The sequence below is a fragment of the Streptomyces sp. NPDC051364 genome (assembly GCF_040682115.1).
Classification (GTDB): domain Bacteria; phylum Actinomycetota; class Actinomycetes; order Streptomycetales; family Streptomycetaceae; genus Streptomyces.
This window is the reverse complement of the sequence record NZ_JBFBAH010000064.1, coordinates 1-14300: the sequence shown is the minus strand read 5'-3', so window position 1 is coordinate 14300 and position 14300 is coordinate 1. Positions and strand designations below refer to the sequence as shown.

The window sequence follows — 14300 nt, the reverse complement described above, 5'->3', positions numbered from 1 at the left end:
GCCGGTCGTCGCGGCGGCCTGGACGGTCACCAGCTCGTCTCGGATGGCGATGGTGTCGAGCACGACGTCGTCGGCTCGGTGGAACCAGAGGTCTTGGAGGAGCGCGTCAGTCACGAGGGTTCATGATCGCCGTTTCGGTGACCCTCCGTGGCCCTGGCACGGAAAGTGATCCAGAACCAGATTTCACCCGCCGCCGAGATGACGCCGGTCCGGGCTCCGCAGCCGGCTGAGCTCTCGGGCCGTTGGGTGTCCTGAGTATCGGTACTCAGACCGGCCCGTCCCCCGCGGCCACGGCGAGGAGATCACCGTCGACGGCGAGACGGAACCGGTGACCGTCAAGCTCGGCGTATGGATCACCAACACCAAATCCCGACGCAACAAACTCACCCAGCAGCAGCTGGACGCACTACGGAAGCTCGGCATCGACTGGGCGTGATGCCAGCCGTCGAGGGGGCCAGCCGGAACAGTAGGTGGCTGGCGTCTGGGCCGGTTCGAGTGGCGCGGCCCGTGACTGCGGCACCCCGCGCCCTCGACCGGCGAGGTGCCGTACCTCACTGCCCAGATGCGGTACGGCGCCTCACCGACCGGTCTGCCAGCTCGCGGTACCGGACGTCGCCTGACTCCATCCAAGGCTCCGGCGGCACCGTACCCCCGATGCCAGTGATACTGCGCATACGCAACGGGTCCGCAGAGACTTTCAGGCACGTATGCGCAGTTCACTGGCTGACGGGAGGAGGTGTCAGTCGTTGCGGTCAGTGGCTGACGCCGGGGCGGCCGCATCCACGGGGGTGGGGGCGGTGGGACGGTCGGAGCGGCAGCGTTGCTGCTCAGCTGTGGTCATCGGGCCGGTGCGCTGGTAGATGCGGTCGGGGACCAGGGGGGATGGTCCGTCGGTGACGACGTGCAGGCGGATTTGCTTGTCGGGGTCGTCGGTGTTGCTGATGAACCAGCCGTCGGTGCGCTGGCGGCCTGGCTGGGCTTCGATCCAGCTGGCTTCGCCGGCTTCGATGGTTTCGTGGATCTTGCGGTCGGTGGTGGTGGTCCAGCGCCATGGCGGGGCGCCATTGTTGGTGATGCCGGCTTGGAACTGCTGGTTGAGGTTGTCTTTGAGGTTGGACAGGCGGTCGATGCCTGCTTGCTGGCTCAGGTTGTCCTGGGAGCGTCCGGTGAAGTGCACGGGGCGGTCGTGCCCGATGGTGTTGCGGGTGCAGTTGAGGTAGGCCTCGCCGATGACGCGTGCTGTGTCGTAGTAGGTGTAGGAGTAGGTGTTGTCGACGGTGTAGGTGCAGTTGCTGCGGGCGTTGGCGCAGTGGTCGGCTGCTGTGCGTGTGTCGATGCGGTCGTTGCCCTCGAACGCTTCCGGGGCGGGCAGCCGGTTTTTGGATACCGTTTTGTTCACTGGGGGCGGTAGGTGGGTGGCGCGGAGTTTGGCGATGAGGGGGCCGCATTCCCAGCGTCCGGTGGTTTGGGCGGAGGCGAAGGTGATGAGCGGTTCGTTCTCGTTGGCGGTGAAGGTGTAGGTGCGGCCGCGGTGCCAGAGGGTGCTGTTCGGGTCGGTGGTGAACTGTTGCTGTGGTCCGCCGGAGCCTTGGAGGGTGTAGGGCTGGCCGGCGGCGATCTGGGCGTCGGTACAGGCGCCGTTGCGGCGCAGGGTGTTGTCGTCGAAGGTGACGGTGACCTGGGCGCCGGCCCGCACACCGCGCAGGCGCTGGCTCACGCTCTGGTCGGTGGCGCGTTTGTTGCGCAGCAGCAGGGCGGGGACGTTGTCGGGGTGTGCGGCGTCTGCGGGCAGCAGCCGGTAGGGGTACTGCACGCTCCAGCCCTTGAGTTTGTCTGCGCTGCCGCTGGCGGTGAAGGACGGCTCGGTGAAATCCGCGTTGATCACGGGAACGTCGCGGGCGGGCTCGGCGGCGGTGGCGGTCGGGGCGGTGGCGGCCGCCGCCGCGAGTACGGTGCCGGCCAAGGCGGCGCAGAGCGCGGGTGCCCTTGTTGAGCGGTGCCGGGGTGATGATGAGCAGGTCACTGGTCCTTGCCTGCCTCTCCTTCGAGCCCGGCCGGGAATGGGGTCAGTCCGTCCGCGGGCTCCGGCATGGGCGGGGCGCCGACAGGGTCCGAGGCTGAGGTCTGGGCCTTGGGTGCCTGCAGGGAGCGGCCGTGGGAGGCCAGTGAGCGGTCGTCGTCTGCCGCGGTGCGGCCCAGGGGGCGCAGGCGGTCGCAGGTGTCGCCGGGTGCGGTGTTGGTGCGGGCGATGAAGGAGCTGCTGTTGACGGTGGAGGGGCCGTCCACGATGACGTTGGTGACGCGCTGGCCGCGGTTGGTGGTCAGGGTGCCGGAGATCCGTTCCATGGCGGCGCTGGCACCGAAGACAAGGACGTCTCCGCGCTTGACGGTCATCTGGTACTTGGTGGACTCGGTGTGTGTGGTCGTCCAGGTCTTGGCGTAGTGGGCCTTGAACGCGGCGGAGAAGGTGGCCTGCAGGCCGATCTGGGCGCCGATCTTGCCGCCGGCGTTGGCGCCGGCCTTGGCGCCGACCTCGGCGGTCGGCCCGTCCTTGAGGTTGGGTGTCTTGGCGGTGGCATGGCCCTCGCCGTTCACCCCGGCCGAGACCTCGCCGGAGGCGTTGATGTGGCCTTGGACGGCGATGGAGCCGGTGATCTCGCCGCCCAGGTTGTCCTGGCTGCCGGTCTGCAGCTGGATCGTGCGGTCCACCGTGATGTCGTTCTTGGTGCAGTTGATGACCGCGTTGCCCAATGATTTCACGGTGCTGAAGAACTGCTGCGGCTGATCCACGGCGTCGATCTTGAAACTGCAGCCGCTGGGTGTGCCGGCGCAGTAGCGCACGACCGGCTCGATGGACGCCATCGGCTTGTTGTTCTTGTCGTATGCCTGCGCCTGGGGGATGGCCGGGCGAGCCGCCGTCTCCTGGGTGGGGGCGGGGCTGGCGGCCAGGGCCGCGGACGGCGGCAGGAGCGCGGTCAGCGCCAGCGCGGCGGCGGGCAGCAGGCCGGGGCGTCGGGGGTGGCGGCTGCGGGAGGGGCGGGGGGTGTTGTTCACTGGGCCATCAGCTCGCAGATGTCGGTGAGAGAGGGGTCGCCGGCAGTGGAGGGCGGCAGGGTGTCGGCGAAGTCGGCGCAGGCGTGGTCCACGGTGGTGTCGGCGTTGTTCTGCGGCTCGGGATGGAAGTCCCGCAGTTTGTGCTTGGTGTCGTCGATGCCCTGCTGCTGCTCGTGCTGGTCGCCGACGAGCTTGCTCATGCAGTCCTTGGACTGCGGCGGGCAGGAATCCACCTGGCCCTGTGCCTTGGAGATGTCCTTCTTCGCGGCGTCGGAGTCCTTGGTGACCTGCTCCCGGCCGGAGTCGGCGTCCTTCTCGCCCTTTTCGCGCTTGGCCTCCTGCTCCTTTTCCTTCTGCTCCTGCTGGCACTGCTTGTCGTCGGGGGCGCACTCCACCGGCAGCGGCGCGGCCGGCGCGGCAGCGGCCCCGGCCGAGGGCGCTGCGTAGAGGGCGCCGGCACACATCACGGCCGCGATGGCCAGGGCCCGGCGAGCCCAGACGCTACGAACACTCACGATGGGTTCCTTTCGAAGAGGCGGCAGGGTCAGTACGCGAAGGTGCCGTTGCCGGCGCTGCCGGCAGCCACACGGTTGACACCGCTGCCGGCGGGCAGCACGGTGACCGGCTTGACGGCAGTGGTCGTCGTGCCGTCACCCAGCTGCCCGTTGTAGTTGTAGCCCCAGCCGATGACGGATTGGTCCTCGCGCACTGCGACCGTGTGCAGGTTTCCCGCGGCGATGTCCCGGACGTTGTTCAGTCCCTCGATCGGGACAGGGGTCGTGCGGTTGACCGTCGTGCCGTCGGCGAGTTCGTATTCGGTGTTGCGGCCCCAGCCCTTGACGCTGCCGTCGGACAGGACCGCCACGTGGTGGCTGCTTCCTGCGACGAGCTTCTCGACCCCTTCCAGGTACTTCACATCGACCGGTGTGCCGCTGTCGACGGTGGTGTCGTTGCCGAGCTGGCCGCTGCTGTTCAGGCCCCACGCCTTGACGGTGCGCCCGGCGGTGAGCACCGCGCCGTGATAGCTCCCCGGTGCGAGCGCGATCACCTCAGCCAGCCCCGGCACCTGCTGGGGTGTACTGCGGTTCGCCGTGCCGCCGAGACCCAGCTGGCCCTTGTCGTTGCTGCCCCAGGTCCACACGGTGCCGTCCTGGCGCAGCGCCATGCTGAAGTGGCAGCCGGCGGCGACGGCCTTGACCTTGTCCAGGCCTTGGACGGCAACGGGCTTGGGAGTGCCGGTGTCCTTGGCGCTGGTGGTTCCGTCGCCCAGCTGGCCGCTGTCGTTGCGGCCCCAGGCCCACACCCGCCCGTTCTTCAGTACCAGCGCGTGATTACAGCCCACGGCCAGGGCCTGGACACCGCTGAGGCCCACGACGGCGGCGGGAAAGGAACGGCCCTTGACGGTGCCGTCTGCGAGCTGCCCCTGGGTGTTGTCGCCCCAGGACTTGAGCGTGCCGTTCTTCAGCAGCGCCACCGCGAACGGCCCGGTGGCTCCGTTGCCGCCGGCGGCGAGCTGCTTGACGTCCTGGCGCGCCAGTCCCTGGACGGGGCCCGGGGTCTGCAGGGCCACGGTCGAGCCGTTGCCCAGTTCACCGGAGCCATTCGGCCCCCAGCTGTACACCCACGGATCAGGTGAGGTGTCGGCCGCCGACGGGGAGGCTCCGCCCGCGAGCGCCGCGAGGAGCATGGCCGCGGTCGCTGACGCTGCGCCGGCGGTCCGCAGCCGGCGGTGGCGGGCAGGAAGGTGGGTCTGGTTCGTGTTCACGGTGGTGTCCCTTTCCGGGGTGCTGACGGGATTCTGAGGGTGCTCAGTAGGCGTAGCTGGAGTTGCCCGCCAGCGAGGCGGCGACGTGCTGGAGGTCGCCGGTCACCGCAGTCACCAAGGTGAAGCGGTCGGCGTTCGTGCCGTTTCCGAGCTGGCCCTGTCCGTTGGCGCCCCAGGCGACGACCCCTTTCTTGGCGAAGACGGCGAGGTTGTGGCTGCGGCCCGCGGCAATCTCGCCGGCACCCGCCAGTGCCTCGATCTCGACGGGGACGTTGCGATTGGCCCGTCCCGCGTCGTCGCCGGTTTCGGGTTCCAGGAACTGCCCGTAGCGGTTGCTTCCCCAGCCGTAGACGGTCTTGTTGTCGCGGATGGCGAAGGTGTGGTCGGCACCGGCGGTGATGTGGTCGATGTCCCTCAGCCACCTGGCCTTGACCGGTTCGCTGCTGCTGGTCTTGGCGCTGCCATCGCCGAGCTGCCCTTGGGAGTTGTCGCCCCAGGTCCACACGACCCCGTCCTCGGTGCGGGCAACACCGTGGTGGCAGCCCGCCGCGATCTCCGCGACGCCGCTCACGTTCTTGACCTCCTGCGGCACGCTCTGCGCGGCACGCTCACCCGTGCCGAGCTGGCCGTGAACGCCGCTGCCCCACGACCACACAGTGCCGTCCTCCATCAGCGCGAGACTGAAGTCGCAGCCCGCGGCCACCTGCCGGGCCATGGCAATGCCCGGCACCCGCACGGGGGATGCGCTGTCGTCACCAAAGCGGTTGTTGCCCAGCTGGCCGTCCCGGTTCTCGCCCCACGCCCACACCCGGCCCCCGCTGACCACCAGAACGTGCGCGCCGCCCGCCGACACGTCATCGACACCCTGTAGCCCGCTCACCACACCCGGCACAGCCCGATCGTGCCGAGAACCGTTGCCCAACTGCCCGGCCGAGTTATGGCCCCAGGCTCGTACCGTGTTGTCATCCAACCGGGCCACGGCGAACGAGGTGTCGCTTCCCGTACCGCCCGCGGAAATCTCCTTCACCTTCCCCCCGTCCAGGCCGGATACCGGCCCCGGCGACCAGCGGTCGGCTCGGCCCCCATCACCCAACTGACCGCCGTCCCCCGCGCCCCAGCTCAGGACCTCCGGCCCCGAAGAAGCCACCGCCGCCCCACTGACCGCCGGCCCCGCCAACACGGCAAGCCCCACGGCACCCGCCAAAACCCAGCGGGCACCCCGCCGTTTCCCTGCTGATGTGCGCAACTGCCCCACGTCCCCTCGCTGGAAAACCACATGCCGGACCAGGCCGTTCTCGGCGCCCATAAGACAGTTGAGCCGCATGAGCGCCCGGCATAGGCAGGAGTGTTGTGCGACGTCGCGGCGGACAGGCCCACTACAGGCAGATAGTCACTCTTTGCAGTGGATCACTCACTCCACGGAGTTACTTTCTATATACAGACAGCCATCAGTGGTGATACATCGACTTATCCAAGGCCCCTCCACTGCACTGCGCTTCCCCCACCGGCAGCGGACCCCCGCCCACGGATGCGCCGGGCCGGCCCAGGTGACAGGTGCTCCCCGACCCTGCCGGGCCGCATCCGGGGCGCAGCGGGACCGTCCGGCCCATCGCGTGCAGCCGACCCTGGACGTCGTGGCGACCGAGGAGGAGGAGCTGCGGGCGTGCCGGGGACGGCCGCCACCGATGGGTCGTCGAACGGACCGTGTCCTGGCTCGCTGGCTGCCGTCGGCTCCACCGCCGATACGAGCGCAAGGCAGAACACTTCCTGGCCTTCGTCGGCATAGCCGCAGCCCTCATCTGCCACCGCCGACTCACCAAATGAAACGACCTCTTAGCCTGCGGCTGCGGCCATTCCCTCCCCGAACCGGGGCACATCCCCGGCCGTGACATCCAGGCGCAGACGCTTGAAGCGCAGCGGGTGGCGGAACACGCCGCCGCGGTCGACAGCCTTGTCCGCGCTGATCTCCGCCACCAGCTCGGGGCGGACCAGCGTCACGTCCAGGACGTCGCTGCTGCCCCATGCCGAGGAGAACCGCACCCCTGTCCACGGGTGCCCCGGGGTCGGCCGCGGCCAGGTTCGCGGCGACCAGCCGGGCCGCGTCCGGGCGTAGCGGGACCGTGCGGCCGATCGCGCGCAGGTGGCCGTGCGCGTCGTGGCGCCCCAGGACGAGGAGCTGCGGGCGGGCAAGGGTGCCGGTTATTTCGACAACGCCGTAAGCGAGGCGTTCAACAGCGTCCTGAAGGTCGAGTACGTCCACCGGCACACCTTCGGCACCCGGACCGAGGCCCGCATCAAGATCGCGACCTGGATCACCGACTTCTACAACACACGTCGGCTACACAGCGTCTGCGGATGGAAGTCACCCATCGACTACGAACGTGAGTACAGGGCCGGCCTCACAATGGGGCTGGCTGCATAGGAACGACTCCACGATCAGAGGGGATTGACAGGGGTGGCTTCCCCGGCCAGCGTGCGGATCTCGTCGCAAACAGCCGCCACCAAGGAAACCGCAGCGCCGTGGTGGCGTTGTGGCGCCATGGCCGTGATTCCCAGGGTGCCTGCGTAGTTGGTCAGCTGCACGAGGGTGTGATCTCGGTGCAGGTGAGGCGGCAGCATGCACATTTTGCGCAGGGGCCGGCCCAGCAGGTGGGCGTCGCTCCAGCGCACGCGGACGTTGGAGCACAGGACGTCGGCGTAGTGCTCGGTCATCATGTAAGCGGCCGCGCGCTTGATTGCCCGTTGGCCGCCGATGCGGGCCAGCCCGGTCAGCAGGGCGAGGCCGCCCGCGGGCCGTCCGAGCCGTTTCACCTCTTGCATGGCGTGGTGTGTGCGGAGCAGGCGTTGGTGTCTGTCCGCAGTGTCGGTGGACAGGGCAACCGTGTCCATGGAAGTGATGTTCCCCAGATGGTCCTCCTGCGACGGCGTACGCAGGTCCACGGGAAACATCACGCGGAAGGGGCGCGACCGGTCCCGGAGGAGCTGGGGATGCGTGGCGAACGCCGCGGCCACGGCGGCCATGAACACGTCGTTCACGGTGATGCGCTGCCCGGGCAGGCTCCTGCGAGCGGCAGCGAGTACGTCGAAGGGCAGGTGCGCCCAGGCCAGACTGCCGGGGCCGGTGGGCGGAGCGCAGGTTACGGCTCGCCACAGATCGGCGGGTGACTGGGCTCGTGCCGCTTCCCATAGCCCGCTGGCGGTCACGCGGGGCTTGGGAATGGAGACCGGCACGAGAGCTCCCGCCGGCATAGGGCCCGGTGTTGCGTTCTCCTTCAGCAGGATCCGCAGCAGCGTGCCTGCGGATGCCCCGTCCAGGAGCGCGTGGTGGAACCGCAGGAGGAGGCAAAATTCGCCACCGGTTTGCGGCACCAGGAGCAGCTCCCAGGGCGGGACATCGCGGTCCACGCCGGCTAGAGCCAGCTTGCTGACCAGTTTCCGCAAGCCCTCGTCGTCGGTGCCGGGATAGCTGCGCACATGCCTCTCGGTCAGGAAGGTTTCGCCGGTGGCCCACATGGGGCGTCCCCCCTGGTCTCTGTCCATCTTCATCGAAAGCCGCGGAATAGCCGCCCATCGGCGTCGCACCGCGTCTTGCAACTCAGTCAGGGTCGGCGTGTCCCCATGGAACCAGCCGACGACCGTGCAGATGACGGACACCCCGGGGAAGTGATCTTCGCTCGACACGAACAGCGCGTCGTTGAGCGGCATACGAATCGACTGCATCCGACTTCCATGGCTACGGGGAACGCCGCGCGGGACGCGCCTGATCAACGAAGCAGCGCCCGCCAGATCGCGGCCGTCCCCGCTGCTTGTGGTGCGGGATGCCCGGAGCCTGCCGTGCCAGGCTGACCCCGCCCCTCTCCTGCGCCTGGAGGGGCGGTGGGCGGGGTGCCGCCGGGCAGAGCAGGCAACGTCACCCCAAAGCCAGGACGGCGCCAGCGGCCGTCAAGGACCAAGCCTGGCACGGGACGGCGTCCTGCCCGCCTTCGCGAAACAGCGCCTCGGGCGGACCGGCCCGAGGCGCTGCAGGGGGTCAGGCGTGCTTCAGCTCCAGCGGGCCGAAGAGCCAGTTGCCGCGGGCCTGCGGGTCGTCGCTCGTGTAGAACTCCTCGGCGGCGCGGCGGATCTCGTCCCGGGAGAGCGTTCCGTCACCGTCCACGTCCAGGTGCTGGAAAGCCTTCGTGATGTCGGCGGCGTCGATGCCCAGGGGCTGGGTGTACATGGTGGTGAACTCCGCGAGAGTGACGACGCCGTCGTTGTCGGTGTCGCAGATACTCATCCACGCCTCGACCATCTCGCTGACCCGGCCAGCGAACCCCTGCGGGTCATCGGTTGCGGCCCGGCGGACCCCGGTCCGGTACTCCTCGCGGTCCAGGGCCCCGTTGCCGTCACTGTCCATCGCCTGCATGTAGGAGTCCCACAGGTCCGCGTAGGCGCCACGAAGACGAGCGACCTTGGCCGGGTCGGCGGCGAATGCCAGGCCGAGGCGGTCTGCCAGGCTGAGGAGGTCATCACGGGAGAACTGGCCGTCACCGTCCGCGTCCAGCAGGCCGAAGTGCTGGGTGAGCTTGGTGTCGAGAACACTGGTGTGTGCCATGGAAGCCGCCTCGGAAGAATCGGACGCACCCGAGCTAAAGGGATGCGGTGGAGTGTTCCCACTCTTAACGATCACGTACGCGTAAGGGAACGAGGCAGGGCACTGGGCACCCAATCGGTCGACATGGCCCGCTATCGGTCGACGTCACAAGAGGCTCAACTCGCCAAATCAGACACTCAGTCACACACAACCCGGGGCGTGATGTGCGTTGCGAGGTCAGAATTCGAGGTCGAGGTAGTCGATGTCGGTCAGTGCCACGATCAGGTCGCTCGCGCGGCGGCCGCTGTCCTTGAAGTAGCTCTCCTGGAGGGCTTCGGCGGTGATCTGCCGGAGGTCGGCCTCCGTCGCGCCGGCTTCCTGGGCGGCGAAGAGACGGCCCGCGTAGAGGGGTGGGACGTGCTGGGTGATCCGGCGCATCCGGCCGTCATCCGTCGTCCCGGGCGCGGCGGTGAATCCGAACAGGGCGCGGGTCTCGATCACCAGGCCCGTCCGCTTGGCTGCCTGCTCTCGGGCGCGCTTCTTCACCAGTGGCTGCCAGCGGCGGGTGACCTCGGCCTTCATGCGGTCGGCGAGCTCCGGGCGCGGGGTCTTGAACTGGTCCTTCACGTACCGCTCGACCGTGCGCTGGGAGATGCCCAGGAGCGAGGCGACCGACTTGGTGGAGCCCTTGTGCTGTCTCACCAGGAAGCGCATCTGGGCGCCGGCGGACTTCGGGATGGGTCGGGTGCCCTTGGTAGCGGTTGCCCGGTCCAGGCTGTCGCCGATGATGCCCACCGCTCCACCCCCGGTAGCGTTCGATCAGGGATCACGATATCCGCCAGGGGAGAGCGACTTTCGGGTGACCGTCGCCCGGCCGGGCTGTCCTCGGCCGCCGAGCAACGCCTGAGCCCCTGCTTGTCGCCGAACTGCCAGAGCGGACCGGTCAACACCGGCCGCCCGGGGTCGTGACCATCCTGGGCCGCGCACGTTGTCGTCGTGTCGCGGGTTCCCCTCCCCGCACCCGCGTGGCCTCCCGGCGGTGGCCGGACACCCACCGCCGGGACCTTGCCGACGAAGCCCGGCGCACGGCAACCCGCGTCGCATCATCCCTGCGGAATGAGGTGGGGCCGGATGTCGTCAGCGCCAAACCGTCCAGAGCCTCAGGAGTCGATCGAGGTCTCCAGCGAGAGCGTTCTGGAAGGCCAGGGCATAGATCCGTGCCCGGTACTCGTCAGGTACCCCGGTCACGGCCGTCACGGCGCTGGTGCTCCCTCCCCCCAGGGCGTCGCCTTCGCGGACCAGCCGCGCAACGGCCTGCCCGAGGATCCGCGTGACGGCGAGATGGGGTCGGACTGCGGGATCGGTGTCGGGCTGCGCGTAGACGCACCAGCCGCGGTCGGTGCGGCTGATGCCGACGTAGACCCGCCCGGCGGCCCGCGCTGCCTCAACGGCCGCTGCGACCGTCGACCGCTCTCGCTGCCCGCCTTCTCCGAGCCCGCTTCCGACGCTCCCGTACCCGCCATGGTCGCCGGCTGATGCCGGTCGAGCAGGGCGCCGACTTCCGCCAGCCGCCCGGCGAGACCGAGCCCGCACCCGCCCCGGCCCGACGTCCGCTCGCCCTCGGCGGCCTCACCTTCTCAGACCCCGGACCGCCATATCTGAGCGCTACCACCACGGGTTGCGCCACGTCCAGGACCAGCTCACCACCTAGCCCCACCGCCCGGTGTGCCAGCGCCTCCACCTGGACAGTGGTCGTAGCCGGCCCAGCTCCCGCCTCGGATACCGTGTTCCTCTACGGGGTGCCATACGGATGTGACGCCCCCCACCGGAGGTAGTCAGCGTATGAGTTCAAAGCGCAGCAAGAATCCAGCCCTGCCCGTACTTGACGACGCATTCCGACTCGCGTCGGTCAAGGACGCCGAAGAGTCCACCCGTGACTTGGCCGCGCGGCTGGCCACCACCGAGCTGCGCCGCGTTTCCCACCCGGGCCGGGTCACCTGGGAGCCCACCGATCAGGCCGAGCCCGTACCGGTCCCGCCGACTGTGGTCGACGGTGACGGGGACCTGTGGCTGCGGGACCGGGGCACTGGCACCTGGACCATGCCCGAGTTCAACCCGAAGGAGTTCCCGGCCCGCTGTGGCGAGGTTCTGACGTGGAACCAGCTTGCCCGCGAGTTCGGCCCGCTGACCGCACTGGCCGACGACCGCCGCATCGGCGGCGGCCGGCGCTGACCGCGCAGCCTTCTGGGATGACCGCGCCCCTGAAGCGCCCGTTACGGGTAGCTAGGAGCTCCAGCTCACCGCCGAGCTCGACGGTGGCGGCGAGCAGGTGAGCGTGGTGGGGGCGTGCGACGGCCTCGAGCAGCGTGGTGCGGGCCTGGCGCCACCCGATGTCCTCGGTGCGGCCGGCGTCGGTGGACCAGCCGGGTAGCGGTCGGCCTTCAGTTGCCGTGGTGAGCGCGCGGCCCAGCTCGCCGATCGACTGCTGCCAGTCGGCCAATTACCCGAGCAGGCCGCGCACCAGCTCGTCGACGGCGGCCGCCGGGCCGGCGCCGAAGGCCCGCGCTTCGGCGGCGGCCTCGGCGAGGACGTCTTCGTCCAGGTCCTCGAGGGCCTCACGCCACGGAGCGGCCGCAGCGTCGAAAGCGGCCAGTGGCGGCGTGCAGCTCGGCGTCGAGAGCGGCGGGGCGAACACGGCAACGGGGTGCTGATGAGGATTCGTGAAAATCCCCAGGGTCGCTCTTCCCCTCAGCTGGTTGGGGGTTGAACGTTCTGGGGAGCCTGGGGATCGAGGAGCGGAGAGAAGGCGTCTCGGAGATTCTTCGGGCCCTCGGTAGTGAAGGGCAGTCATCCCCACTTCGCGGGCGGCGGTAACGTTGGCGGTCGTTCCGAAGACCAAGCCGAAGGTGAAAAAGGGCCGGCCGCCGGCGCACTCGGCTCCGCGTCGGTCGCACCCCGCCGGGGTGCCGGGAAGGGTGGACATGGCGGAACTCTGTCGGGCTTCGCACGGAGTCACAGGACCGGCTATCACCCAGCTTTGCCATGGCACGTACCGGGGAGGGGCAGCCAGTCCTCCCCGCTGAAGGCGCACCTCGCCGGGCATCGCGTCGGGCGGTGAAAACCCGCTGCGCGCTGGGCTCCGTCGCTCATACGCTCGTCCCATGACGTGGGATGAGGGGCATGGAGCAGTAAGCCGAGCCTTCCAGGACTGGTGTAGAGCTGATGCCGACAACCGGGCCTTCCTGAGGCTGGCTACGTAGGCCACATGCAGAAACGGCTATTGCCGGATTCTGGGAACGACCGTGTGAGGCTGCTGCGGGAAATGTCGGTGAGAAGTAGGAACGGAGTCCTGCAGGTGTCGCGCCACGGCAGCCTGGAGCGGCAGCTCGCCGGCCAAGTCCCGGGTCGTGAAACCTCCTGGCTAGCTCATGTACGGGCGATCTTCTCGGCGTGCGAAGCTGGCCTGGGCCGCCAGGACGACGTCGGTGTAGCGTCCCGCCCACGCGCCCATCGCACGGATCGGGCCCAGCAGTGCGAGGCCCGCCTCGGTGAGGGATGAGCTTGTTCCGCTTTGACGGACACCGTTGGTGTGTTGGTCAGGCCGCCAAGGCGGTTTCGTATTCGGCGGGACTGCGGTAGCCGAGGCTGCTGTGGAGCCGTCGCAAGTTGTACCAGCTTTCGATCCACTCGAATATGGCGGTGTGGGCGGCGGTCCTGGTGGGCCAGGGGTGGGTGTCGCCCAGCTCGTTCTTCAGGGTGGAGAAGAACGATTCCGCGAGCGCGTTGTCCCAGCACTGACCGGTGCGGCCGACGGACAGCCTGATGTCGAACTGCGAGGCCAGGGTGGCTAGTTCACGGCTGGTGTATTGGCAGCCGCGGTCGGAGTGGAAGATCACCGGGCCGGACGGCCTGCGGGTTCGGCAGGCGGCCTCGAGGGCGTCGGCGACGAGTTCGGTTCGCAGGTGGTCGGCGGTGGCCCAGCCGACGACACGGCGTGAAGCGATGTCGATGACGGTTGCCAGGTAGAGCCAGCCTTCGTCGGTGGCGATGTAGGTGATGTCGCCGCACCAGCGGGTGTCGAGGGCGGCGGGGTCGGGCTGGAAGTCGCGAAGGACCAGGTCAGGGCGGGTGGCGGCGTGCGGGTCCGGGATCGTTGTGCGGTGCCCTCGCCTTCGGGTTCGACCGGCGAGCCCGGCCTGCCGCATCAGGCGGGCGACCCGGCGGCGCCCGCATTCCTCGCCCTCGCGCTGGAGGACGGCGTGGACGCGTGGGGCCCCGTAGGTCCCGCGAGACTGCTGGTGCACGGCGATGATCTGCTCGGTCAGCTCGGTGTCCCGCACCGCGCGAGGACCGGGGACGCCGTTGCGGCGGGCGTAGAAGGCGGTTCGGGAGACCTGGAGCAGTTCACACGCCCGTTTGACGCTGTGGCCTGCGGTTTTCTCCGCCTCGATGAACGGGTGCACGTTCACCGGGTCTCCGTCGCGAAGAAAGCCGTCGCACGCTTGAGGACCTCCACGTCCTCCCGCAGCCGACGATTCTCTCGCCTGAGCGCGGCCAGTTCCTCGCGTTCGCTGCTGGTCAGGCCGTCACGCTCGCCCGCGTCGACCTCGGCCTGCTTCACCCAGTCACGGACCGCGGTCTCGGTCAGATCGAAGTCCTTGGCGATCTGACCGACCGAGCGGTCACCGCGCCGGCACAGCCCGACGATCTCGGCCTTGAACTCCGGCGCGAACGAGCGGCGAGGACGCGGCTTCTTCTTCCCCATGCTCTCCATGATGAACATCATCCTTCCGGGGCCGAAACCCCTGATCTCAGTGGGCGTTAAGTCCGTTTCTGGTAGCGGCCTCGTCCGGGTTGGGTGAGGAAGCCTTGGCGGGTGAGGCGTCCGAGGCGGCTGCGGGTGATGTT

The 14300-nt window shown here is 69.1% G+C and carries 14 protein-coding genes and 3 pseudogenes; 5 read left to right on the top strand and 12 right to left on the bottom strand.

The genetic code is table 11. The features are described from left to right. Nucleotides 1-271: 271 nt before the first annotated feature. Nucleotides 272-436 (top strand): annotated as a pseudogene (locus AB0M76_RS42645) (helicase associated domain-containing protein); the annotation flags it as partial. A gap of 303 nt (nt 437-739) precedes the next feature. On the opposite strand, the gene AB0M76_RS42640 reads toward AB0M76_RS42645, so the two are convergent. From AB0M76_RS42640 to AB0M76_RS42620, 5 genes are read right to left on the bottom strand one after another with little or no spacing between them, the layout of a single operon-like run. Beyond that, entirely contained in the window at nt 740-1963 is a 1224-nt protein-coding gene (locus AB0M76_RS42640; protein WP_365958153.1) for a hypothetical protein, read from the bottom strand. A 56-nt stretch (nt 1964-2019) separates the two neighbouring features. Continuing rightward, nucleotides 2020-3054 carry a hypothetical protein gene (locus AB0M76_RS42635; RefSeq protein ID WP_365958152.1) on the bottom strand — a complete coding sequence of 345 codons (1035 nt, stop codon included), beginning with the start codon at nt 3052-3054 and terminating at the stop codon, nt 2020-2022. Further along, the gene (locus AB0M76_RS42630) at nt 3051-3569 is read right to left on the bottom strand and encodes a hypothetical protein (protein WP_365958151.1); all 519 of its coding nucleotides are present in this window, start codon (nt 3567-3569) and stop codon (nt 3051-3053) included. The genes AB0M76_RS42635 and AB0M76_RS42630 overlap by 4 nt, the downstream gene beginning before the upstream one ends. Nucleotides 3570-3598: 29 nt before the next feature. Next, nucleotides 3599-4819 carry a chromosome condensation regulator RCC1 gene (locus AB0M76_RS42625; protein WP_365958150.1) on the bottom strand — a complete coding sequence of 407 codons (1221 nt, stop codon included), beginning with the start codon at nt 4817-4819 and terminating at the stop codon, nt 3599-3601. A 43-nt stretch (nt 4820-4862) separates the two neighbouring features. Beyond that, the gene (locus AB0M76_RS42620; protein ID WP_365958149.1) at nt 4863-6125 is read right to left on the bottom strand and encodes a sialidase; all 1263 of its coding nucleotides are present in this window, start codon (nt 6123-6125) and stop codon (nt 4863-4865) included. Nucleotides 6126-6493: 368 nt separating this feature from the next. Here AB0M76_RS42620 and AB0M76_RS42615 point away from each other — a divergent pair. Continuing rightward, nucleotides 6494-6643: pseudogene (locus tag AB0M76_RS42615) on the top strand (transposase); the annotation flags it as partial. 9 nt (nt 6644-6652) lie between these two features. Here AB0M76_RS42615 and AB0M76_RS42610 read toward each other — a convergent pair. Further along, entirely contained in the window at nt 6653-6859 is a 207-nt protein-coding gene (locus AB0M76_RS42610; protein ID WP_365958148.1) for a hypothetical protein, read from the bottom strand. 100 nt (nt 6860-6959) lie between these two features. On the opposite strand from AB0M76_RS42610, the gene AB0M76_RS42605 reads away from it, so the two are divergent. After that, nucleotides 6960-7241: an integrase core domain-containing protein gene (locus AB0M76_RS42605; RefSeq protein ID WP_365958147.1), complete on the top strand. Its 282-nt coding sequence runs from the start codon at nt 6960-6962 to the stop codon at nt 7239-7241. 14 nt (nt 7242-7255) lie between these two features. Here AB0M76_RS42605 and AB0M76_RS42600 read toward each other — a convergent pair whose 3' ends face one another. From AB0M76_RS42600 to AB0M76_RS42590, 3 genes are all read right to left on the bottom strand, one after another. Further along, the gene (locus tag AB0M76_RS42600) at nt 7256-8539 is read right to left on the bottom strand and encodes a wax ester/triacylglycerol synthase domain-containing protein (protein WP_365958146.1); all 1284 of its coding nucleotides are present in this window, start codon (nt 8537-8539) and stop codon (nt 7256-7258) included. A 310-nt stretch (nt 8540-8849) separates the two neighbouring features. Next, complete coding sequence (locus AB0M76_RS42595) at nt 8850-9413, bottom strand: EF-hand domain-containing protein (RefSeq protein WP_365958145.1); 564 nt, start codon at nt 9411-9413, stop codon at nt 8850-8852. Between the two features lie 216 nt (nt 9414-9629). Further along, nucleotides 9630-10187, bottom strand: coding sequence for an XRE family transcriptional regulator (locus AB0M76_RS42590; protein ID WP_365958144.1), 558 nt, complete (start codon nt 10185-10187; stop codon nt 9630-9632). A 336-nt stretch (nt 10188-10523) separates the two neighbouring features. On the opposite strand from AB0M76_RS42590, the gene AB0M76_RS42585 reads away from it, so the two are divergent. After that, entirely contained in the window at nt 10524-10928 is a 405-nt protein-coding gene (locus AB0M76_RS42585) for a hypothetical protein (RefSeq protein WP_365958143.1), read from the top strand. Between the two features lie 306 nt (nt 10929-11234). Continuing rightward, nucleotides 11235-11624, top strand: a complete 390-nt coding sequence (locus tag AB0M76_RS42580; RefSeq protein WP_079403197.1) for a hypothetical protein — start codon at nt 11235-11237, stop codon at nt 11622-11624. A gap of 268 nt (nt 11625-11892) precedes the next feature. On the opposite strand, the gene AB0M76_RS42575 is transcribed toward AB0M76_RS42580, so the two are convergent. From AB0M76_RS42575 to AB0M76_RS42565, 3 genes and pseudogenes are all read right to left on the bottom strand, one after another. Next, a complete protein-coding gene (locus AB0M76_RS42575; RefSeq protein WP_365958142.1) occupies nt 11893-12087 on the bottom strand; it encodes a hypothetical protein in 195 nt (64 codons plus the stop codon). A gap of 901 nt (nt 12088-12988) precedes the next feature. Then, nucleotides 12989-13861, bottom strand: a complete 873-nt coding sequence (locus AB0M76_RS42570; RefSeq protein WP_365958141.1) for an IS3 family transposase — start codon at nt 13859-13861, stop codon at nt 12989-12991. A gap of 17 nt (nt 13862-13878) precedes the next feature. Further along, nucleotides 13879-14157 (bottom strand): annotated as a pseudogene (locus tag AB0M76_RS42565) (transposase); the annotation flags it as partial. Nucleotides 14158-14300 lie beyond the last annotated feature (143 nt).